Origin of the sequence: Rheinheimera sp. WS51, from assembly GCF_050936095.1 — a bacterium.
Classification (GTDB): domain Bacteria; phylum Pseudomonadota; class Gammaproteobacteria; order Enterobacterales; family Alteromonadaceae; genus Alishewanella.
This window is the reverse complement of record NZ_JBOTRC010000011.1, coordinates 50,743-73,439: the sequence shown is the minus strand read 5'-3', so window position 1 is coordinate 73,439 and position 22,697 is coordinate 50,743. Positions and strand designations below refer to the sequence as shown.

The following is a 22,697-nucleotide window of genomic DNA, read 5'->3' as shown; positions in this document are numbered from 1 at the left end:
CTGTTTAATAAAAAAACGGTTGGCATAAAGCCAACCGTCATTAAACAATTTAACTGCTAACGAGTACCTGCACGACGTAAAGCAGCAGGCGTAAAGTCAGCATCGCTTAACGATTCAGAGAAGTTATACATACGGTCTTCATTATCTAAACCAATCGCAATATAACGGCGAGAGTTAAGATCATGATACACTTCTAATGTACTCCATTGAGTTGGCACTTCATAATAGTTAAGACCATGAGCAAAAGCGACTCGATACAATTCTGCACGGTTATCATACAAGTCTGCTACATGGATCTGCCAGCTGTCTTCATCGATATAAAATACCCGCTTGCCATAAACATGGCGCATGTTATCTTTTAATAATGCCTCTACAACCCAAACACGGTGCTTTTCCCAACGCACTGGCTCTGGATTAATATGACCAGGCATCAAAATGTCCGCATACTTTAGATCACTACTATGTAACTTATAACTGTTATAAGGAATAAGTAATTCCTGCTTACCAACTAGTTTCCATTCATAACGATCTGGAGAGCCGTTAAACATATCAAAATCATCTGTTGTTCTTAAGCCATCAGATGCTGTACCTGGTGCATCATAAGCCACATTTGGCGCGCGTCGCACTCGACGTTGACCGGTGTTATAGGTCCAAGCTTGACGCGGCGTTTTAACTTGATCCATCGTCTCATGCACTAATAGCGCTGTCCCCGCTAAACGCGCTGGAGAGGTAACACTTTGCTTAAAGCGAAATAAAATGTTCTCGGCTGTTAACGCTTCAGCGGTTGCATTTGGATCAGAGTACTTAAACATGATCTGTTCATCAAAACCAATAATAGTATAAGCGCCTGAAGCAGTAGGTGCAGCTTGGCCGCCATTACGCGATGCAGCTACGCCACGAAAACGTAATAAATGATTCCAAATAACCTCTAAACCATTTTCAGGAATAGGAAAAGGAATACCAATCGCTGCATTTATAATACCGTTACCACCTTCGACTAGCTCAGCTTCGGTAGCAATCTTTTTTGTCGCATCATAAACGTATTGTGGGAAAGACGCAGATCGGCGCGTTGGGTAGACATGCATTTTGTATGTCTCAGGATAAATTTCAAATAACTTTATTTGGCCTGGGCTTAATAAGTCGCGGTAATCAGCAAGATTTGAGCTATCTATGGTAAACAATACTTTATCATCTGCAAATGGATCTGGATGATGATCGCCTACAGTATAGCCTTCTGGTGCTTTTAGTATGCCACCTGTCCAAGCTGGAATCGAGCCATCAGCATTTGCAGCTTTCTCTGCCCCTAGCGGGGTTAAATCTTTACCAAGTTTGGCAACTTGCTCTGGGCTAATCTTAGCTCCAGCGCTACAACTTATTACCAGTGCTATCGCAGAAGATAATAGGGTGAGTTTTTTAATCATGTCTGCTCGTCCCTTAAATAGAGTATTTAATGTTAAAAGAGATAAAGTCGCGGTCGGCTACGTTATTAGTTGTGCCTTTACCGCCCCAAAATAAGTTATAAGATAACTCACCTGACCATTTACTTAAGTAATCAAAACTTACGGCGTAAGCTAAAGATTTACGATCTTCAACAAACATAAATAGTGGATCTGGCGTAGTTCCATTTACGTCATGTGAAAACACCATGCGCTGAGATAAGTTAACACCAGAAAACACATTGTTGTAATCCATCTTAGCTAAAACACGATAGCCCCAAGCTGAAGCTGTTGGGAATGGGTTTGTTTCAGCGCCATTTGATAAGCCTGTATGCAAACCATCTTTGTTAATTAAGTTACCTTGACCATCTAATCCTAATAATGGACCACCACTGCGGTCAGTACCAGGACCATTTAAACGTAACTCGTCATAAGAAGGCATATCTTGAATACGAATACCACCAATTTCAGCAAGCATTACCATATTATCAGCGCCTAATGCAGGGCCAAATAAGTGGGTAAAAGTCATTTGAGCTTGCATGGTATCGGCTAGAATATAGCCTTTTGCGTCTTTTCCAGGTAATACTTTATTTGGGCTATAATCTGAGCGGCCAATTTGAGAAATGCCATCAAAATCAGGACGAATGCCAGCATTTGCCAGCTGCTCTGGCATACCTGCATAGAGTATTTCTACATCATCAATTTGTAACGGTTCGTCTTGACGGTAGGCAAACTCACCCGCTACAGACGTTTCACCTATAGCTGTATTGAAGCTCACGCCATAAAGTTTGATATCTTCAGAATATTCAATTTTAGCTTTAGAGAACATAGCTAAATCATCAATATTATCACTGTTAATTTGGCCTTGATGATCCTTTAAATACGTTAAAGATTTGAGTAAGCCACCTTCAATAGGTTTGCCCAACTTATCATCAAGCAGCAGATTACCATCAGCATCTCGTTTATAGAGATCAAAATCAGCTGCAATACCTGAGATTACCGGTACTCGGCTATGGTAGTTCATATAGTAAAAGGCAAATTCTGTATCATTTAAATCTGGCGAGAAATATTCAAATTTAATACCGTACTGACCACCATTTTTTGGCTTAATTTCACCATCAGCGCCTTTAGGTCTTAATGTAACTTTGGTTGGATAAGCGATGGCTAGACTCATGGCATTGGCTTTATCTGAAGCCGAAGCAGTGTCACTCGTTAATATATTTAATAAATCTGGCGCCATTAGCGATAACATATTCATTTCGCTAACAAGGAAAGGTAAGTCAATATCTGGGTTACTAGCAAAACCTAACTGTACGTTTTGGTTATAACCGCCTTTACCTGCAAAGTCGTTAGTTGAAAAGTAACTACCAGGTACCGGTAAATAGCTGTTCTCCCACTCGTACTGATAAAAAATTTCAGTCGATAAATTATCGGTTAAACCAATATTAATCGTTGCCATACCAACAGGGATATAGGCTTCTTTTAATTCTGCACCAGGCGCACGAGCAACCCCAACATCAATAGGGGTAATATTAATACCATGTTGTATTAAGGTACTTTCGCCCCAGCTTAGTACTTGCTGACCTACTTTTACCGTAACTGGGTTTCTGCCTTCGTTAAAGCTAAAGTTGCCATAAACATAAGCATCAAGTAAGCGTAAATCACGACAAGCTAACTCTCTTGATTCTTTATCAGCACAAGGGTCAACACTATTGCCAGTTAAAGGATTAGTATATGCCCCTTCTTGATCGTTAGTTGCAAAGTCATAAAAGTACATAAAGCGGCTAAAGAAGCCTAAGTTACCTGCAGTGATGGATAAATCATGAGAGCCTTTGAGTAAACTGCTGAACATATCACCGCGGTCATAATTTAAATTACCAGCATCACCATTACTTGAGTAGCTACCAGGTTTAGACCATAACTGAGAGCTAGCATAAACAGAGTTAAAATTAGGTTTACCATTGCCATCAATATAATAACCGTAATCTGACCAGTTAAAGTTATTAGCTGGGTGATTTACTTTACTAACCGTATTTAAATCACGATCTTCTGTGCGCCAACTACCACCATAAGAGAATGTTGAATCAAACGTTACATTAACGTCACCGAAATTCCAACTTGCTGCTTGTGCTGGTGCCAACGACAAGGCTAACAGCGCTGAAGCAACACCTAGCACTAAGGGCTTCTTAGCAAAGGTTTTGGGCCTTATATTCATGTTGTTATCTCCCCCCTGTCCCTGCAGGTTATTTATAGTCTAATTATTCTATTTTTCTAATAACTGATCGGATCTCAGTCCTGCTAACTAAAATCATTACATCATTTTCGCTATCAGGCAAGGCTTGCTAGTAGCTAAATCTATTGATTTATAGTCATTTTTTATACTTATCGCTACTAAAAATACCTTTATTGTTCTCACTTTAGTTTAATCAAGTAGAAAAAAACGCTTACAGTTAAACCTAAGCTAATGAAATTAAAGGCCATACACAGTAAAACTGCAAGTATTAGTTTGCTCTAGTCGTTTAAAGTATAAGCTCTAATTAATTTTTTCTAATTGAACAAAAGTTGCCTGTTTTGTCAGCGTTAATCTAAAGCGCCCTCTAATACCTAGGCTATCAATATAAGGCCTAAAATGGCTAAATAGCAGTTGAATTTTTTTACCATTATCATCTGTTACTAAAACAAACTTAGTCTGGCCGCGATAAAAACGCTGGCATTCCTCATATGATACTGACATATTGAAATAATATTGCTGCATCAGCTCAGGCTTTTAGTTACTTTTTCATACAAATCATTACTTAAAGCAGTTATTGAAAGTAGCTGTTTTAAGCATGCATGCATTTTCTCTTGCCGTGTAGCATCAAAACGGCGCCAACTAAGTAATGGCGTAACTAAGCGTGCTGATATCTGTGGATTGATAGGATCTAATCTTTGTACAACTTCTGTGAGTAATTGATACCCTTTACCGTCTTCACGATGGAACTGCTCTGGATTTCGCATACTAAATGCAGAAAATAGTGCCCGTACTCGGTTTGGATTTTTCCAACTAAATAACGGGTGTTTAACCATGTCTGCAATATGCTGAAAAACATTGTCGGTAGGATCTGTCGCTACGAGTGAGAAGCATTTATCCATAGCATGGGCATTTTTTTGCCAATATGAGGCAAATTCAGAAACTCGTTGAGTAAAATCTTTATGTTCTGCTTGCTGACAAGCCGTTAAAGCCGCAAGGCTGTCAGTCATATTATCCGCTAAGCTTAACTGTTTAGTTATTAGCTGCTGCGTGTTTTCAAGCTGGGCAAGATAGAATAAGCAACGATTGCGCAAGCTACGCTTTGCAACATCTTCAGGGCTATAGTGGTATGCATTTTGCTCAATAGCGTTATAACACTGTAACAAAGGCGCTGCTAATTCTTGGGCTAAGCTTTGTTTTAATTGACGTAAAATAGTCAGAATTTGCGTTACCGGAATATCCTGATACTGCTCTGCTAAGGTATCAAAGTCAGGTAAAGCCAATAACTCTGCAGTTAAGGCTGCATCTGCTTGTGGCTGAGTAAGTAAGCTTGTTAGTACGCTAATTACCGACTGCGGGATCTTAGGAGCAGTGATTTTCCTATCTACACTATCAGCAACTAATTTTGCCCAGTACTGCTGCATCGCATCCCATCTTGCTACGCCGTCAGTTGCATTCTCTACGATGGCCAGTAATTCTGGTTCGGAATAATTGGTTTTTAATTTAACTGGCGCAGAAAAATGCGCTAGCCAGACTACCGCTTCTGGTGCTTGAGCTTGTTTAAAAACAAATTGCTGTTGCTCTTCAGTTAACATTAACAAGTGTTGCTCTGATTGCTGCTCAGAGAAAATTAGCTCTATCGCTACAGGAATTTGCAAGGCTTTTTTTTCAGCTTGATCTGCTGTTGCCGCTGTATGCTGTGTTAAAGACAGTGTTAGTTTTTTACTAGCAGCATCATACTGATAACTGGCGGTTACCTCAGGCGTACCCGATTGGCTATACCACAAGCGGAATTGGCTTAAATCTACCTCTGTAGCATCTTGCATGGCTTGAATAAAGTCGTCACAAGTAACAGCTTGGCCATCGTGGCGCTGTAAATACAAAGCTATACCTGAAGCAAAGGCGTCTTTGCCTAAAATAGTTTGTAGCATACGAATAACCTCTGCACCTTTATCATAAACGGTAACAGTATAAAAATTATTCATTTCTACAACCTGATCAGGTCTTATAGGGTGCGCCATAGGGCTGGCATCTTCAGCAAATTGTGCTGTACGCATCACTTTAATGGCGTCAATACGAGTTAATGTATCAGACGACATATCCGCACTAAATTCTTGATCACGAAAAACGGTTAAGCCTTCTTTTAAACTTAGCTGAAACCAATCACGACAAGTCACTCGGTTTCCGGTCCAGTTATGAAAATATTCATGACCAATAATAGATTCAATATTAAAAAAATCTTTATCGGTAGCGGTTTTGGCATCGGCTAGAACAAATTTACTGTTGAATACATTTAAGCCTTTGTTTTCCATAGCACCCATATTAAAGAAGTCGACAGCAACGACCATATAAACGTCGAGATCATACTCTAAGTTAAAGCGCTGCTCATCCCAGCGCATAGCACGTTTAAGGGCTTGTAAGGCAAACTGCCCCCGCTCTGCTGCGCCTTTATCAACATAGAGTTCTAAGTCTACCTTGCGACCAGACTGAGTGATAAATTCATCTTGTAGTAAATCAAAGTCACCGGCGACTAAGGCAAATAAATAGCTAGGCTTAGGGAAAGGATCTTGCCAAGTTACCGTGCGTAAACCTTTGTTATCCGTTGCATCTGCCACTTTATTACCGTTAGACAATAAATAAGGGTAAGCAGCGCTATCTGCAACAATAGTTGTTGTATAAATAGCGAGAACATCAGGCCGGTCTAAAAAGTAGGTGATCCGTCTAAAGCCTTCAGCTTCGCACTGAGTACAAAAAGTGTTATCGGCTAAGTATAAGCCTTCTAATGCTGTGTTATCTTGCGGAGAAATTTCAGTAACAATAGTCAACTGCGCATGATCAGCAAGCTCTGGCAAAATTAAACTGGTTTCAGTTTGCTGATAATCGCTAGCGATTAATTCGCGATCATCTACTGCCACCGACACTAACTCAAGTTTCAGACCATCTAAAATTAAAGGTTGACCTGGGCGAAGCTTAGCGACCTTCATCACACTAGTTACCTGTGTTGCTGTTGGGTTAAGTACAAAACGTAAATCAACATGACTAATAGTATAATCAGGTGACTTATAGTCAGTACGATATTTAACTAAGCGTGTATCAGTAGCAGAGGTCATTATTAATTCCTAACTGGTTTGTCGGAGAATAAAGCTAAAAAAGCCTGAAAAATCAGGCTTTAAAATATTATTTAGCGATTACAGTATTTTGCACACTTTCGGGTGGGGTTAAGCGTAATATTTTAATACCTAAATAGGCATAAATTATGGCTAATACTGGATTAATTAAGTTGAAAAAGGCATAAAACACATAGTCTAATGGGCTAACTTGCAACACACTATGCATATAGGCTCCACAAGTATTCCAAGGGATTAACGGACTAGTGATAGTCCCTCCATCCTCAAGGGTGCGAGATAAGTTAACTGGCGCTAAATTACGTCGTTCATACTCTTCTTTAAACATACGCCCCGGCATAACAATAGACATATATTGATCGGCAGTTAGCACGTTAGTAACAAAACAAGTCGCGATAGTACTAGTAATTAACGAGCCAGTGCTTTTGGCAAAATATAAAATAGCCGATACAAATTTACGTAATAAGCCAATTTTTTCGATGGTCGCACCAAACATCATGGCACTAAAAACTAACCAAACGGTATTTAGCATGCCGGCCATGCCGCCACCACTGAGTAAGCTATTTAAGTTTTCATTACCTGTATCAATGCTAAAGCCCGCAAAAAAGGTATACCAAACAAACTTAATCGTCGCTAAAACCACCGGCATACTGCTGTCGATCATAGTTGCTAATAATTGCTGTTGGAATAACAAAGCCCATATAGCCCCTAAAATAGCACCTATAAAAACAGTGGGAAATGCAGGCACTTTTTTGATTGCCATCGCAAGCAAGATAAACAAAGGAACAAGTTGAATTATACCAATCTGAAAATTGGCATCTAATGCCGTGCGAATTTCATCTATACGACCAATATTAGATTCAGCATCAGCATTAAAACCAATAATGGTAAATAAGATCAATACCATTATCATACTAGGAACGGTGGTCCACAACATATGGCGAATATGATCAAATAAATCAGCGCCTGCCACTGCAGGTGCTAAATTGGTTGTTTCACTTAATGGCGAAATTTTATCGCCAAAATAGGCACCCGAGACAATAGCACCGGCAGTAATTGCCGGCGATAAACCTAGACCATTAGCAACCCCAATTAAAGCAACACCAATAGTGGCCGCTGTTGTCCAAGAACTACCAATACTCATAGCAACAATGCCACATAACAAGCAGCTTGCAGCGTAGAACCAGCTAGGGCTTATAATTTGTAAGCCATAGTAAATTAGAGTTGGCACTGTACCTGATAGCATCCAAGTGCCGATTAAGGCGCCAACTGATAGTAGAATTAATACCGCCCCTAAGGATAAAGAAATACCTTTAACCATTGCCTTTTCGATGACTGACCAATGGTAGCCATTTTTTAAACCAACCAACACAGCTGCCGCGGTAGCGACAAATAACGCCATTTGATTTGGTCCACTTGACGAGCTATCACCAAATAAATAAACCGACAGTGATAACAGAATAATTAATACAATTAACGGTAATGAAGCATCAAGAAAACTGGCTTCTTTATATGTTGCTGTTGTCATTATTTAGCCCCACTAAATCCAAAAAATGCCAGCACGGGATCTAGCAGGCCAATTAAATTAAAAAATACAATTACAATGGCTACAGGTGTAAACCAGCGGATTGAAAAACGCCACAAAGCATAACTTAATGCTGGCGTTTGTAACTCTTGTTTAGAAATTTGCTTCTTAACCACCCAGCCGGCAAATAAGGCAATAACCAAACCGCCTAGAGGCAGCATAATAGCGGAGGTTAAATAGTCGACAGCTTCAAAATAGTTAGTTATTTTTTTGCCCATAATATCTAGGCTAAAGCTAGCCCAAGGCGCTTTTGAGAACGAAAATACGGTTAATAGACCTAATAACCATAAAGAAAGACCACTGCCAATAGCCGCTTGCCAGCGGCTAAAACCTTTAGACTCAACCAACCAAGCGACGGTAGACTCAATCATTGCAATAGTTGACGTAAAGGCTGCAAAAACTAACATAATAAAAAACACGGTGCCAAAGAAAGCACCAAATGGCATACCACCAAAAGCAATAGGTAAAGTAACAAAAATTAAACCTGGCCCTTCAGTTGGCTGCAAGCCATACTCAAATACTAATGGATAAATTGCCATACCCGCTAATAGCGCAACAGAGGTATCAGCTAAAGCAATCCATAGTGTTGTTTTACCAATAGAAATATTATCAGGTAAATATGCACCATAAATCATCATAGCGCCAGATGCTAAACTTAGACTGAAAAATGCATGACCTAAGGCCAGTAAAATGCCATTGACCGATAGCTTTGAAAAATCAGGGGTAAATATAAAATCTAGCGCCTGGTAAAATGCGCCATTAACACCGGCATAAATAGCCATAACAATTAATAGAACAAATAACGTGGGCATTAAATAATTAACTGCTTTCTCTAAGCCACGATGCACGCCCTTGCCAACAACAAAAACCGTTACAGCCAAGACAACGGCTGACCACGTCATTAACCCTATGGGATCGGCGGTAAACTGACTAAAAGCGCTACCGGTTTGGGCAGCAGTTGCGCCTGTGAACATACCCTTGGCTGTTTTAAAGGTATAAGATAATGCCCAACCGGCAATAACAGCATAAAAAGATAAGATAAAGTAACTGGCTACTAAACCACTCCAACCCGCGATTTGCCAGCGAGTACTCGCGCCAGCCTCGATAGCTAAGGTTTTCACCGATAAGCCTGGACTTTGTCTTCCACGTCGTCCAATCATTACTTCAGACATCATGACTGGAATACCAATGAGTAAGATGCAAAGCAGATAAACTAGAACAAAAGCCCCCCCCCCATTTTGGCCCATAATATAAGGGAATTTCCAAATGTTACCTAAACCTACTGCAGCACCCGTGGCGGCTAGAATAAATGCTAAACGGCTAGACCAGAGCCCGTGCATAGACTGTCGTGATGACATAACATAACCTTTATAATTATTATATTTATACCCATCAACAAAAAGCGGTAAAAATACCGCCTTTTGCTAACTATATTCGTCGTTTATTATTGCGCTAATTGGGTAATTTGCGTCAAATCTGCCGTTATATTAGCGGCTTCTTCAAGGAATGGATCTAATTTTTCAATCTTCTCTGGGATATCATCTAAAGACGTTATAGCCGGAAGTTCAAATCGTTTTAACCTTAAATTAGCACGCTCAAGCTGCTTTGCTTTATTTTTGTCACGCTCAGCAATACGAACCTTTTCATTTAATGAGATACGCTTATCGTCTTTATCTTGTTTATACTCAGCAATATCTTCTAATAAATATTGAAATTCAGGCTCGTTAGCAACTCTTGATTTATGTTTGGCTAACAATTGTGGCAAAACAGGGGTTAAATCATTAACTTGGTTAAAAGCAGCTGCACTTATTGAATCCCAAGGCAAAGCATACTCCTCAGTACTTTCCCCCCACTCAGCCGGTTCAATTGGACTTGGTAATAAAATATCTGGGATCACGCCTTTATGCTGGGTGCTGCCACCGTTAATACGGTAAAATTTAGCAATAGTATATTGCACGCTGCCAAGTGGATTTGTAAACATATCATAGATACGCCCTAAGCCACGATGTTGCTGAACCGTTCCTTTACCAAAGGTTTGCTCACCAATAACTACGGCTCTGCCATAGTCTTGCATGGCGGCAGCAAAAATTTCTGACGCTGATGCGCTATAGCGATCAACTAACACGGTTAACTGTCCGTCATAAAAAATAATGTCGTCGTTATCGCGGGTTTCAGTAACTTTACCGCTACCTTCGCGTATTTGAACAACGGGGCCTTTAGTAATAAATAACCCTGTTAACAAAGTTGCCTCTTGTAAAGAGCCACCGCCATTGCCGCGTAAATCAACAACAATACCATCAACATTTTTCTGCTTTAAATCTGCTAATAACGCTTTAACATCTTCAGCTAAATTATTATAAAAGCTAGGAATGCTAATAACGCCGATTTTTTGTTTAAGATTAGATAGTTGAGGGCTAAAAATTTCTGCTTTAGCTGCACGATCTTCAAGCCGAATTTTATCTCTAACAATAGTAACGACTTGCGCTTTACTGGTGCCGATATCGTTTGCGTTAACGACTTGCAACCTTACGGTACTGCCTTTAGGGCCTTTGATTAAGTCAACAACATCATCTAAGCGCCAACCAATAATATCAACAAAGTCTTGTTTATCTTGAGCAACACCGATAATTTTATCTTTTGGTTTTAACTTTGCCGATAAATCTGCTGGACCACCTGGGACTAAACTTTGAATAACAGTGTAATCTTCATCTGCACGTAAAACGGCACCTATACCTTCTAACGACAAGTTCATTTCTTGCTGAAAGCGCTCGGCATTGCGAGGAGATAAATATGAGGTATGCGCTTCTATGCTGCGAGCAAATGAGTTCATAATCAGTTGAAATACATCTTCGCTTTCTGTTTGAGCTAAACGTTTTTTAGCGTTGGTATAGCGCTTGGTTAGAACTGTGCTAAGTTCTTCATCAGACTTACCCGCTAGTTTTAAGTTAAGGGCATCAAACTTTACTCTTTGAGCCCAGATCTCATTCAACTCAGCAACATCTTTTGGCCATTGCGCGTCTTTTCTGTCGTAAAGATAAAACTCGTCGGCACTAAAGTCGAACTTTTGCTTTAAGAGTGATAAAGCATAGTCATAACGTTCAGCTCGCTTTGCTAAAGTGATATTAAACATTTCAAAGGCAAAGTTTAAATTACCTTTATTAATACCATCATCAAACTGATCGCGATACTGCTCAAAACTGTTAACTTCAGCTTGGGTTAAAACATTTCGATAAAAATCTAAGTTTTTAAGATAAGTATCAAACATTTGTGACGATAATTCATCGTCAAACTGCACAGACTTATAATGACCACGAGTGAATAATGCCATAATACGCTTACTAGCTGTGGCGTGTTGGGAATCCTGAGAAACCACAGGTAAGCTAAAGGTCGCACTACTCTCACTTGCTACATTGCTAACACTAACAACACATAATAAGGCTGCTGCCAATACTGATAGTTTATTCATAAGCTACTCTATTAAAGTCAGGCTAAATACAAACTGTCCTGACGGGTTTTAATTACCATACCAGAACCTAATTGTACTGTCACATCGCCTTTATTAACTTCTAAAACTGTTGCTAACATAGGGGTTTGGCCTAATTTTACTAAAACATTAGTGCCAACAGTTACAGCTTCTGCAGCTATCGCCTCAAGCTTAACTTGTGCAGGCTTATTTATAGATTCTTTTTTCGGCTTGTCTGCCGGTTTAGAGTGGCTAGGTACAGATTTGTTCACTGCTTTTTTAAAACGTGCCTTAGCCGCTGGCTTTTCGCCTTCGACTGTATCTGTTTTAAGCGATGCTTGACGTGCTTTGCGTTTCTCTGCTGCTTTTGCTTTACTTTCTTTTAATGCAGTTGCCGCATGCTCAGCTTGCTGTTTGTCGATTACATCACCGGCATTACCGTCTAAGTCAACTCTCGCCACGCCTTCTTTTGTTGCCGCAAGATAGCGCCAACTGGAGGTATATACGCGCAATGCTTGGCGCAATTGCGTCTTACTAATCACGCTATCGGCTTCAATTTTTTGGGCTAAATCTTGAAAAATACCTACTTTAAGTGGTTTGGCTTCGCCTGTTAAGCTAAAGCAAGCAGGATACTCTGTTACCAAATAAGCAATAACGTCTTTGGTTGTGGTTAACTTTTGTTTTGGTTCGGTTGGGGTGGTCATTTACTCTTCACTCTTCTTCATCATAAGTAGTATCCAAAGCCAGCATACCGTGTTGCAGCTGTTGGCGCATATAAGCCAACGCCCAGTCAATTAATTCATGTTCGTCAACATCAAGTAAAATTGTGCCGCCTCTTAGTTCATCCCAAATTTTAGGGAACAAGAGTTCGACTTTTTCGACGCTCACGTCGTCGGGTAACTTCTGCCAAACAGCATGATAAATTGCATTAACTTTATCTGCTACAAGTTCTTCTTCGCCTTCCCAGTCTCCAACATCGGAAATTTGGAATAAAAAATCTTGAATAGAAACGAGATCTTTCATAGTGTTGTTGCCAAGTGCTGTTCAAAAATTTTAACAATCTGTTCTAGACCCGCTTGATCTTCTTCATCAAAACGGTTTAACAATGGACTATCTATATCTAATACTGCAATCACGTCATCTGCATGACGAATGGGTATTACAATTTCAGAATTACTTGCACTATCGCAGGCTATATGGCCAGCAAACTGGTGCACATCAGCAACCAATTGCACCTTGCCTGTTGCTACTGCAGTGCCGCAAACGCCCTTACCTACAGGGATCCGAACACAAGCAACCTGGCCTTGAAAAGGACCTAATACTAGCTCATCTTGGCGTAAGATATAAAAACCAGCCCAATTTAAGTTATCTAGCTGATTAAACAAAAGCGCACTAAGATTTGCCATATTAGCAATCAGATCTGACTCGTGCTCAATTAAAGCCTTCGCTTGCTGTGCTAACAAGCTATATGTAGAAACTTTATCACTCGACATTAATGTTGAATTCTTAATAAATTAATAGCCCGTTACATTACTCGGTTTACCCGTAAATTTAAACCTCTTATCTGCAAAGATTTACTCTGCGGTGGTTATTGACAGTGCTTTTAGGCTTAATCGACGATAATTCGTACAATTAAAATTATCCTTGTTGCGGGTTTGCAGGATAATATCGCTCCGTCTCTTGCGGCATATGTTTAAAATGTCGCGTATCTTTAAAAGGCAGTTTCATATAGCCACCCACACCAAGATCGATAATTAAAGACACTTTATGCAAAATGCCTTGTAGCAGGCTGTTAAACTCTTGTGCTGCATCATTATCCAGTAAACGGTAGTAGCTATGGATCTTCATATTTAATTCAGACACTTCAAAAATTATACAACCAGTATGGCGTATAAGGTTTAAGCTTGCTATGTCATCCATAATGGCATCAGGTAAAGTTAATTGTTCATCTGGATCTCGGCCATCTTCAAAATAAGAGTGCTGCTTGCTGGCGTCTTCGGCACTTAATACCGGTGCCATATGATAAGGAATACTGACATTATCTGGCGCAATAAATGGCTGGCGCACGTTATCTCTGCTTAAATGGATAGTATTACGAGCATTAAATAAACAAGCTTTAAAAGTTCCTATCCGGGTAATAGATTGCGCTAACATCACCACATTATTTACCGCTATATTAAACGCATCACTTAAGCTTGCGTCATATAGGTTTAAACTGGAGTCTATATAAATACCGCCAGCCTGCCAGTGGACAACTAAGCCTCCAACTACTGGATAACGACCTAAGCGCCCTACAGCTGCAATAAAGGCTTTTTCTGTCTCGCCCATGCCTTCTAGATAATTTTTATAATATTTTTCTAGTTGTACGTCATCCACATAGGCAATACTTTGTTCTTCACTGGTTTCGCGTAAAAATGATTTTCGTGATGAATAAACTACAGTATCTAATTCATAATGCTTTGGGCTGACCCAGACCGGCAACAAAGCTTTATCGTCAAATAGCTTAAGATCAGGTAAGACTAAATTTTTTAACCTTGGCATATGTTGTAAAAAGTAATCACCTGCTTGTTGTTGAAGATAGCTATCGTCAGAAAGCATGCTATCTAACATGGTCGCAAACTCCATCGGTAAGCCTAAGCTGCGCGCGGGTATGGCTTTATAGCCAAAACGACATGATTGGGCAGAGGCTAACGCATATAAAGTACCCGCAACGCCTTGCTCATCAAACCGAGGGCTAGATAAACCGCCTAGCCGTTGTTCTTTACCAATAAAGTAGATATCGCCCATTCTGGCATTAGAGGTTTGTAAGTCAGACGACATCAAGTGCATGACATTACTAGAGATATACCGGCCTTGGGCATCTAATTGAGCAAATACAGCTGACCCCCAGTCAATTAACGCGATCTTACCGGTTTGCTCATCAATAACTAAATTTGACGGTTTAATGTCACCATGGACTATAGGGCTTTCTATACCATTTTTGCTATGTTGACGTAATATCTTTAATAAGTCGGCTAGCTGACAGGCTATATCAATAATTGTTCTAACGGGAAGCCGGCCATGCTTTAAGCTGTAATGTTCTAGATCAATCCCTTTGGCCCGTTGCATCATTAAAATGCCCTGCTTTTTTACAACCTGATAAGTAATATAAGCCGGTACATTTGAGTGCTTAACTTGAGACAGCATATAAGCTTCATCAGCTAGCCTATCTTGAATATGTTGCGGTAAGTTGACTCGAGAAAACTTAAAAACACAATGTTGTTCACTCGCGTCTAAACCAGCAAATGCGAAGCCATAAGCGCCTTTGCCTATTAATTCTATTTGACGATAGCCCAGCTTTTGTAGTTGCGTTATACATAACGACACCCAATCTTTAAGTTTTTTAGCGTCGCTAGAACTGAGTAAGTAAACCGATTGCTCTTCAGAGATATAAAAATTTCTTAAAGGAACCTTTTCTAGCGACTTATCTAGCATTACTTTATTGCTCCAATAAAAAACCCACTGTATACAGTGGGTTTTATCAAATAACAGCTATGCTGCCAAGTTATCTGCAGTATACAGTGTTAACTTAAAGCAACTAACATAGAGACTGGCTGCTCTAAATACTGTTTCCATAAGTTTGTAAAGCGAGCAATAGTACCACCGTCAATAACACGGTGATCGCCAGACCAGCTAATTTGCATTAACTGTCTTGCTTCGACTTCACCCTTAGCATTAAATCGCGGCAAGCTTTGCACCTTACCCAAAGCAACTATAGCCACTTCTGGTTTATTAATAATTGGCGTAGCTACAGTACCCCCTAAAGCACCAATATTCGAAATACTGATAGTCCCGCCTTTTAAATCTGCTGGACTAACACGGCCTTCGCGAGCCGAATCAGTTAATTTCGTTAGGTCTTGAGCAATTTCAATTACTGTTTTATCTTGGCAGTCTTTAATATTAGGCACTAATAAGCCAACTTTAGAGTCAACCGCAATACCAATATTATGCTGGGCTATATAAGTTAACTCAGTGCAATCAGCATTCACTTGGCTGTTCATAACAGGGAACTGCTTAATTGCTAATGAAAGCGCCTTAATAAAGAACGGCATCATTGTTAATTTAATGCCTTGCTGCTTATATTGATCTTTTAAACTAGCACGCAATGCAATAAGATCAGTTAAATCAATTTCTTCACAATACGTAAAATGCGGTATTGTTGAAACTGAATCGGTCATTTGCCGCGCCATTACCGCTTTAATGCCTTTGATAGGCTCTACGCGGTTTGCCCTTTGTGTCTGTTGAGTTGGCTGAGCTGTGTCTTTAGTTGCACTAGCTTGGCTGTTATTAGCCTTTAAAAAGGCATGAATGTCGTCTTTATACACTCGGCCTTTTTCACCCGTTCCAGCTACCTTGCTAAGTTCAACATTAAGCTCTCTGGCTAAGCGACGAACCGCTGGGCTAGCTAAGGCCTTACCATTGCTTGGCGCACTAGTGTTAGCAACCTTGTTAGTCGTAGTGCTAGCTGGCTGAGTCGCAGTTGCCCTTTGCGCAGGCTGGGTATTCACTGGCGCAGCTTGGATGCTACCTTCGTGCTGCATTGCAAATAATGGCGCATGCACTTTAGCAATTTCACCTTTTGCGTAATAAAGCTTAGTAACTGTTCCAGAATATTTTGCTGGAATTTGTACTAGGGCTTTATCTGTCATTACATCACAAACAGGCTGGTCTTCAACGATCTCATCACCTTCAGCAACAAGCCACTCAACAATTTCACACTCAACAATGCCTTCACCAATATCAGGTAAAATAAAGTCTTCGCTATTTTGCATAGTCGCATTGCTTTGTGTTGCATTCGCCGGTGCAGAGGCTGGCACTTCCATTGCAGTATTTGCGGCATTACTTGCACCATTTTCCACACCTACGGCTGGATTTGGCTCTGCCATTTGGTCTGAACTTCCTGCTAGCTCCATTTCAAATAGTGGCTCATGGACCTTAGCAATTTCGCCTTTTGCGTAATAAAGCTTTGAAATTACACCATCATGAACGGCTGGAATTTGCACTAACGCCTTATCGGTCATTACATCACAAACCGGCTGATCTTCTTTAATGCTATCGCCTTCTGCGACTAACCATTCAACAATTTCACACTCAACAATACCTTCGCCTATATCCGGCAGAATAAAGTCTTTTTTCATTACTGCCTCCTAAAAGTTAATTGCGCGTTTAATCGCTTCGTATGTTTTTAAGTGATCAGCAACATACTCTTTTTCTAATGCCAGTGGATATGGAGTATCTAAACCACAGACTCGCTCTATTGGGCTTTCTAAATGTAAGAAACACATTTTTTGAATAGTTGCAGCAATTTCACCAGCAAAACCACCGGTTAACGGCGCTTCATGGTTTATGACTAAACGACCTGTTTTCATAACCGATTTTGCTACGGTTTCAGCATCCCAAGGTAAGATACTGCGCAGGTCAATAACCTCGCATGAAATTCCCTCTTTAGCTGCCATGTCAACGGCTTTTTGTACCGTCTCCATTTGAGCTCCCCAAGCTAAGACAGTAATATCTTTACCTTGCTGAGTGACTTCGGCTTTGCCAAGTTCAATTTCATAATACTCTTCAGGCACTTCACCCGTTGAAGCCCGATATAATTTTTTCGGTTCAAAAAAGATAACTGGATCTGGGCTAGCTATTGAGGCTAATAATAATCCTTTAGCTTGGTATGGATCACGAGGAATAACAACCTTTAAGCCTGGTGTATGAGCAAAGTAAGCTTCTGGTGATTGACTATGATAGTGACCACCGGCAATACCGCCACCATAAGGGCTTCTAAATACTAAGCCGCCAACATTAAACTCATCACCTGAGCGGTAACGGAATTTAGCTGTTTCATTAACTATTTGGTCAAAGGCTGGGAAGATATAATCAGCAAATTGAATTTCAGCGACTGGTTTCATGCCTTGTGCCGCCATACCATTAGCAAAACCCGCTATACCTTGCTCGGTTAATGGCGTATTAAAACAGCGTGCTTTACCATATTTTTCTTGCAGCTTACTGGTTGCACGAAATACGCCACCAAAATGTCCAACGTCTTCGCCAAAACACACTACGCTGTCGTCTTTAGCCATTGCTAAGTCAAGCGCATTATTAATGGCTTGTAACATATTCATCTTTGCCATTAGTCTAATCTCCCCGCCGTAATCGGATAAGCTTCAGGATATTTACGGATATGCGCTTTTAATTCTTCTAACTGCTGCTCTAGCGCAGGGATAGGATGCTTATACACATCTGAAATTAAATGCTCAATACCAGGCTTAGCAACCTTCTCTGCCACTTTTAATGCATCTAGGATCTCGGTACGCAATGAATCTATGATCGACTTGTCGTCAGAGTCATTTAACCAGCCTTTTTCAATTAACCATAACCTAAAGCGTGAGATAGGATCATTTTGCCGCCACTTTTCTTCTTCTTCTTTAGAGCGATAACCACTTGGATCATCTGAAGATGAGTGAGCACCTAAGCGATAAGCCATCGCTTCAATTAAAATAGGTTCGTTATGCTCTAAGGCAAATTCACGTGCCATTTTTGTTGCTTGATACACAGCTAGAATATCAGCACCATCAACACGGATGGTTTTCATACCGTAACCCACACCACGGCTAGCAATACCATCACCGACAAACTGCTCATTAGCAGGTGTAGAAATAGCATAGCCATTATTACGACAGAAGAAGATCACTGGCGCTTTATGCACAGCCGCCATATTTAAACCAGCATGGAAATCGCCTTCAGATGCAGCACCTTCACCAAAATAGCAAATAGTCGTATTTTTTAAGCCACGTAACTTTTGGGCATAAGCATAACCACTTGCCTGAGGTATTTGCGTGCCTAATGGTGATGAGATAGTCATATAGTGAATATCCTTACTACCATAATGCACAGGCATTTGACGGCCTTTACCTAAATCTTTCTCATTTGAGAAAAGCTGATTCATAAACTGTTCTAAAGTAAAGCCACGATAGCGCAAGGCTCCTTGCTCACGATATTGCGCCATAATCATATCTTTATCATCTAACGCTGCAGCACTACCTACTGTTGTTGCTTCTTCACCTAGGCACTGCATATAAAAGCTAATGCGGCCTTGGCGTTGAGCAGCTAACATTCGCTCGTCTAAAACGCGAGTAAATACCATAGTGTCATACATTTTAAGCGCAGTTTCTTTATCTAATTCTGGCTCGGTTGCACCATCATATAAACTGCCGTCATCACGTAAAATACGCAGTGTTGGAATTTTTAACGCATCACCAGCAGTGAATTCTGCCGTGTGCACCGTAGTAATGGTGGCGTTATTTGGATTAGTCATAGGGTGTCTCTTATTTGTTGTACATGATAGACATGTTGGTTAAAGCGCCGTTTATGTCACTAAACTACACTCAACTTTACTGCAACGTTAGTTGCATTCCCCGTTTATGTCAGACTCAGTCTGGTACCGGTTTGTTCTAATTAATCTCGGCGCAACTTTACCTTTACGTAAACTGCATTGCAACCTAGCACCGATAATTAGCCATGTTTATTGCATTATTAGTGTCAGAAAAAATTTACTAAAGCATTAAAGTAAATTATCACTAACACTCGTAGGCTCTACTAATAACATGGCCCTCTGACCTATAGCGACATTAGCATTAGGGAAAATAATGGCTTCTCCTGCTTGCTCAACTTTATGCACTATATCACCATCGGTTGCCAGTACCGTATCTACTGGATAAGCCGTAAAATTTTCAACATCAGTTGCAAATTGCAGCGTAAAGGCATCTGTTTGTTTATTGATTGCTCGGGATACACGATACAGATTGAAGTTTTCTTCGGCAAAAGTCGGCGTAGTTACTGCCTCTTGGCTAACTAAATCACGTAACGTTTGGCGTACTTTAGTAAAACGCGACATATCGTTTTGTCCAAAGGGCATTACTTTACCTAATTCAATGGTGAAAGAGTCCGCGCTATGCGTATTCGACGCGTAATAACTGAAGGTTGAAGCCGGTGTTTGCATAAGTAATACTGTGCTTACATCACAGGCTTGTAAGAATTCGAATTGATTTTTATGCCAAGGCTTGCCATGTAAAAAAGGATAAACTGCGAACTTCTCAAATCGAGAGCCGCGAATTGCCGTGTGTAAGTCATACAACATACGATGCCTTGGGCTATCGGTTTTCTCTGCCGCTTGATAAAACTGGCTTACGTAATGCTCTAGTGTTTTAGCACGCATTCGCTCTGGGTTTATCACCCCATCACCTAAACTATGATGACCAGAAAACAAACGATTTAAGTTTTCATCTATTTCACGTTTACCTTCTAACATCGCCGGTAAGTTACCAAAAATAACTAATAAACGATGCTTTAAAATTAAATCACCCTGCAACAGATCTTTAACTAGCTCGGCACAAATTTCAATAGGAGCGGTTTCATTGCCGTGGATCCCGCATGACAAGACAATATCTTTTTCAGTTATTTCAGCAGGTTGAAAACGAATAATGCCAGTATCACAAATTTCAACCTTTGTATTATTCGCCAAAGTAAATTTTTGCGCAGTTAATTGATTAGGGTTAGCCAAACTTAAAGCTAAGAAATCATATCCTGGGATGACATTTTCTACCATCGACACTTCTCCTGTTATCTAAACTAACGTAATTCTATCCTAGTTTAGTGAACAGACAAAGTAACCCAAAATGATAAGACATGATTAATGGGCTTCGAACTCTTCAACCTGATTTTTACCCTGTTTTTTAGCTTGATACATAGCATGATCTGCATCAGCAAGTAATTGCTTCAATTGATAACCCGATGTAATAGAGTTACTCACGCCAAAACTGGCACTTAATGTAAAACTATGGCCACTTTCAGTTGTATCTATCGCACTAATCGCCTCACGGCAAATCTCTGCTAGCAATAATGCTTTATCGGGTTGGCAACCGGGTAATAATATAGAAAACTCTTCACCACCTATTCGGCCAAAAATATCATTATTGCGCATAAAGTTACGGCAGGATTTAACTACTTTTTGTAATGCCCAATCACCGGTAGCATGACCATAATCATCGTTAATCCTCTTAAAAAAGTCTAAATCAAATAAAATTAATGAAGCAGGTTTATTATTTGTCTCACAATATTCTAGTGAAATTTTTGCCTGATTATTAAAGTGATACCGGTTGCTTATGCCTGTTAAATGATCAAACTCAGCTAATATTTTAAAGCGATTTCGGCCAAATATTGCTCTTACTGCAAGCACAATAGCAATAAAAACAACCACAGCTAACAAGGTTACCATTAAACGCTGGTTTTTAACTTCTTGCTCGTAAATACTACTTTGCAAATAAAGTAACTCGTTGTCTTTATCTAATAATGCAATGCGCTGATTTTTAGTTTCAATTTCTCCCCGGGCAAGATAAAAAGCTTTTTGTTGGCTTAACTTTTCATCGTTGTAGGTCGCGCTAATATCACTATAAAACTCTAAACTTGCTAGCGCAGCTTCACTATCGCCAAGCGCTTTATGTGCCTTATATTTTGCGTTATATGCCATTAAATGTGCTTGATAGACATTATCTATTTCACCGGTAGCAATTGCTAAGTCGGCATTTTCTAAAGCTCTTTCATAATGGCCCAAACCAAAATAAGCTTCAGCATAAAATGCATAAAAAACAGTTTTAATAAAAGGATACTGAGTCGCTTTAACTGCCGCTAAGTGTTTATCAAGCATTAATAGTCCACGACTAAAGTTTTGTTCTTCGATTAAAAACTTAATTTCATAAGCATGAATAATGTTCATCCACAATAGTTCATTAATAGAATTACAATACTCTATTGCCTCTGGATATATTCGTTCAAATTCAACTTTATCGTTTAGATTAGAGAGGATTTCGGAATATAACTGATAACCGATACATTTATAGCGTGGGTCCTGAGCATTTTCTATTAACTGTAACGAATACGATTTCGCTAAAGAATATACCCCAAGTTTGTTGTACAGCATAGCTTTTAAGCCAATACCATTTTCTAGTGCAGAAGACGTAACTACAAACTTCTCTAGCTCATCTAACTTATCAAGAAAATAAAAAACATCCATATATTGTTTAGTTAATAGATAGCTATTAGAAATAACAGCTATAGCACGATAAGCTAATTCTTTATCTTCACTATCAATAATATTTTTCAGCACTTCAATAGCAGCTAAATATTTGCCGTTATAGGCCAAAGAGTAACCATAGAGATATTGATAATAATCATGCTGTCGTGTGGTTAGTTTCTGACCACTGTCCGAAATTTCAAGTAACAAATCAGACAGTGTATTTGGCTCACTACTCTTAATTTTATCGGCATAAAGCAATTTTTCAGCGATGGTTCTATTTGTCGCTCCCATTTCAGCTTCGTCAACTGTCTTGGACATTAGAGGCAAAGACAATAATAACAGTAATGCAAATATATAGGTTTTTATGTCCATCGCTGAATAAGGCATCTTATTAGCCAATTAACCTAAATGCTTCAATTTCATTATGCAATGAAGCTGAACTATCTTCAGGTTCTTCCGGTTCCTCTTGCGGTGCAGGCTCATCATCAGGCTGTTTCTGAGGCTCTTCTGCTGGCATAACGCCACAAATTAGGCCAGTTCTTGCATCTAATGCTGTTTCTAATTCATGCACTTTATTTTGCTGTAAAGCAGCCAATATTTCGCTATCACTGCCTTGAGCAAGAAAAAGTTGTTGCAATTGTTCTTCCGATGCATTTTGTAAGTTAGCGTTACTAGCAACATACTCAAGTAGACTTACTACGTTTTTCATTTTAACTCCCTGTTTATAAAGCTTTACTATTATTGTTGTTATTT

17 protein-coding genes are annotated in these 22,697 nt (G+C 39.8%); all 17 read right to left on the bottom strand.

Annotated elements, in window-relative coordinates; all coding sequences use genetic code 11:
• Positions 1–56 precede the first annotated feature (56 nt).
• On the bottom strand, positions 57–1,421 hold the full coding sequence (locus ACRCA4_RS12345) for a DUF1329 domain-containing protein (protein WP_433189012.1): 1,365 nt from the start codon (positions 1,419–1,421) through the stop codon (positions 57–59).
• 13 nt (positions 1,422–1,434) lie between these two features.
• Positions 1,435–3,651, bottom strand: a complete 2,217-nt coding sequence (locus ACRCA4_RS12340; RefSeq protein ID WP_433189009.1) for a DUF1302 domain-containing protein — start codon at positions 3,649–3,651, stop codon at positions 1,435–1,437.
• A gap of 318 nt (positions 3,652–3,969) precedes the next feature.
• Positions 3,970–4,191: a DUF2835 family protein gene (locus tag ACRCA4_RS12335; RefSeq protein WP_433189006.1), complete on the bottom strand. Its 222-nt coding sequence runs from the start codon at positions 4,189–4,191 to the stop codon at positions 3,970–3,972.
• Complete coding sequence (gene pepN / locus ACRCA4_RS12330; protein ID WP_433189003.1) at positions 4,191–6,776, bottom strand: aminopeptidase N; 2,586 nt, start codon at positions 6,774–6,776, stop codon at positions 4,191–4,193. Before pepN ends, ACRCA4_RS12335 begins: the two co-directional genes overlap by 1 nt.
• Before the next feature lie 67 nt (positions 6,777–6,843).
• Complete coding sequence (gene nhaC / locus ACRCA4_RS12325) at positions 6,844–8,319, bottom strand: Na+/H+ antiporter NhaC (RefSeq protein WP_433189000.1); 1,476 nt, start codon at positions 8,317–8,319, stop codon at positions 6,844–6,846.
• The gene (locus ACRCA4_RS12320; RefSeq protein WP_433188997.1) at positions 8,319–9,734 is read right to left on the bottom strand and encodes a sodium-dependent transporter; all 1,416 of its coding nucleotides are present in this window, start codon (positions 9,732–9,734) and stop codon (positions 8,319–8,321) included. The genes nhaC and ACRCA4_RS12320 overlap by 1 nt, the downstream gene beginning before the upstream one ends.
• Before the next feature lie 86 nt (positions 9,735–9,820).
• Positions 9,821–11,842, bottom strand: coding sequence for a carboxy terminal-processing peptidase (gene prc, locus ACRCA4_RS12315; RefSeq protein WP_433188994.1), 2,022 nt, complete (start codon positions 11,840–11,842; stop codon positions 9,821–9,823).
• Between the two features lie 17 nt (positions 11,843–11,859).
• Positions 11,860–12,543, bottom strand: coding sequence for an RNA chaperone ProQ (proQ, locus tag ACRCA4_RS12310; protein WP_433188991.1), 684 nt, complete (start codon positions 12,541–12,543; stop codon positions 11,860–11,862).
• 7 nt (positions 12,544–12,550) lie between these two features.
• Positions 12,551–12,862, bottom strand: coding sequence for a hypothetical protein (locus ACRCA4_RS12305; protein ID WP_433188988.1), 312 nt, complete (start codon positions 12,860–12,862; stop codon positions 12,551–12,553).
• Positions 12,859–13,332, bottom strand: coding sequence for a GAF domain-containing protein (locus ACRCA4_RS12300; RefSeq protein WP_433188985.1), 474 nt, complete (start codon positions 13,330–13,332; stop codon positions 12,859–12,861). Before ACRCA4_RS12300 ends, ACRCA4_RS12305 begins: the two co-directional genes overlap by 4 nt.
• A 145-nt stretch (positions 13,333–13,477) precedes the next feature.
• The gene (locus tag ACRCA4_RS12295) at positions 13,478–15,313 is read right to left on the bottom strand and encodes a protein kinase domain-containing protein (protein ID WP_433188982.1); all 1,836 of its coding nucleotides are present in this window, start codon (positions 15,311–15,313) and stop codon (positions 13,478–13,480) included.
• A gap of 89 nt (positions 15,314–15,402) precedes the next feature.
• Complete coding sequence (locus ACRCA4_RS12290) at positions 15,403–17,016, bottom strand: dihydrolipoyllysine-residue acetyltransferase (RefSeq protein ID WP_433188980.1); 1,614 nt, start codon at positions 17,014–17,016, stop codon at positions 15,403–15,405.
• A gap of 9 nt (positions 17,017–17,025) precedes the next feature.
• Positions 17,026–18,003, bottom strand: coding sequence for an alpha-ketoacid dehydrogenase subunit beta (locus tag ACRCA4_RS12285; RefSeq protein WP_433188977.1), 978 nt, complete (start codon positions 18,001–18,003; stop codon positions 17,026–17,028).
• Positions 18,003–19,187, bottom strand: coding sequence for a thiamine pyrophosphate-dependent dehydrogenase E1 component subunit alpha (locus ACRCA4_RS12280; protein ID WP_433188974.1), 1,185 nt, complete (start codon positions 19,185–19,187; stop codon positions 18,003–18,005). The genes ACRCA4_RS12285 and ACRCA4_RS12280 overlap by 1 nt, the downstream gene beginning before the upstream one ends.
• Before the next feature lie 246 nt (positions 19,188–19,433).
• Complete coding sequence (gene astE, locus ACRCA4_RS12275; RefSeq protein ID WP_433188971.1) at positions 19,434–20,477, bottom strand: succinylglutamate desuccinylase; 1,044 nt, start codon at positions 20,475–20,477, stop codon at positions 19,434–19,436.
• An 84-nt stretch (positions 20,478–20,561) separates the two neighbouring features.
• A complete protein-coding gene (locus ACRCA4_RS12270) occupies positions 20,562–22,262 on the bottom strand; it encodes a GGDEF domain-containing protein (RefSeq protein WP_433188968.1) in 1,701 nt (566 codons plus the stop codon).
• Positions 22,263–22,335: 73 nt separating this feature from the next.
• Positions 22,336–22,653 (bottom strand): hypothetical protein, encoded by a 318-nt coding sequence (locus tag ACRCA4_RS12265; protein ID WP_433188965.1) that lies wholly within the window; start codon positions 22,651–22,653, stop codon positions 22,336–22,338.
• Between the last annotated feature and the right edge of the window lie 44 nt (positions 22,654–22,697).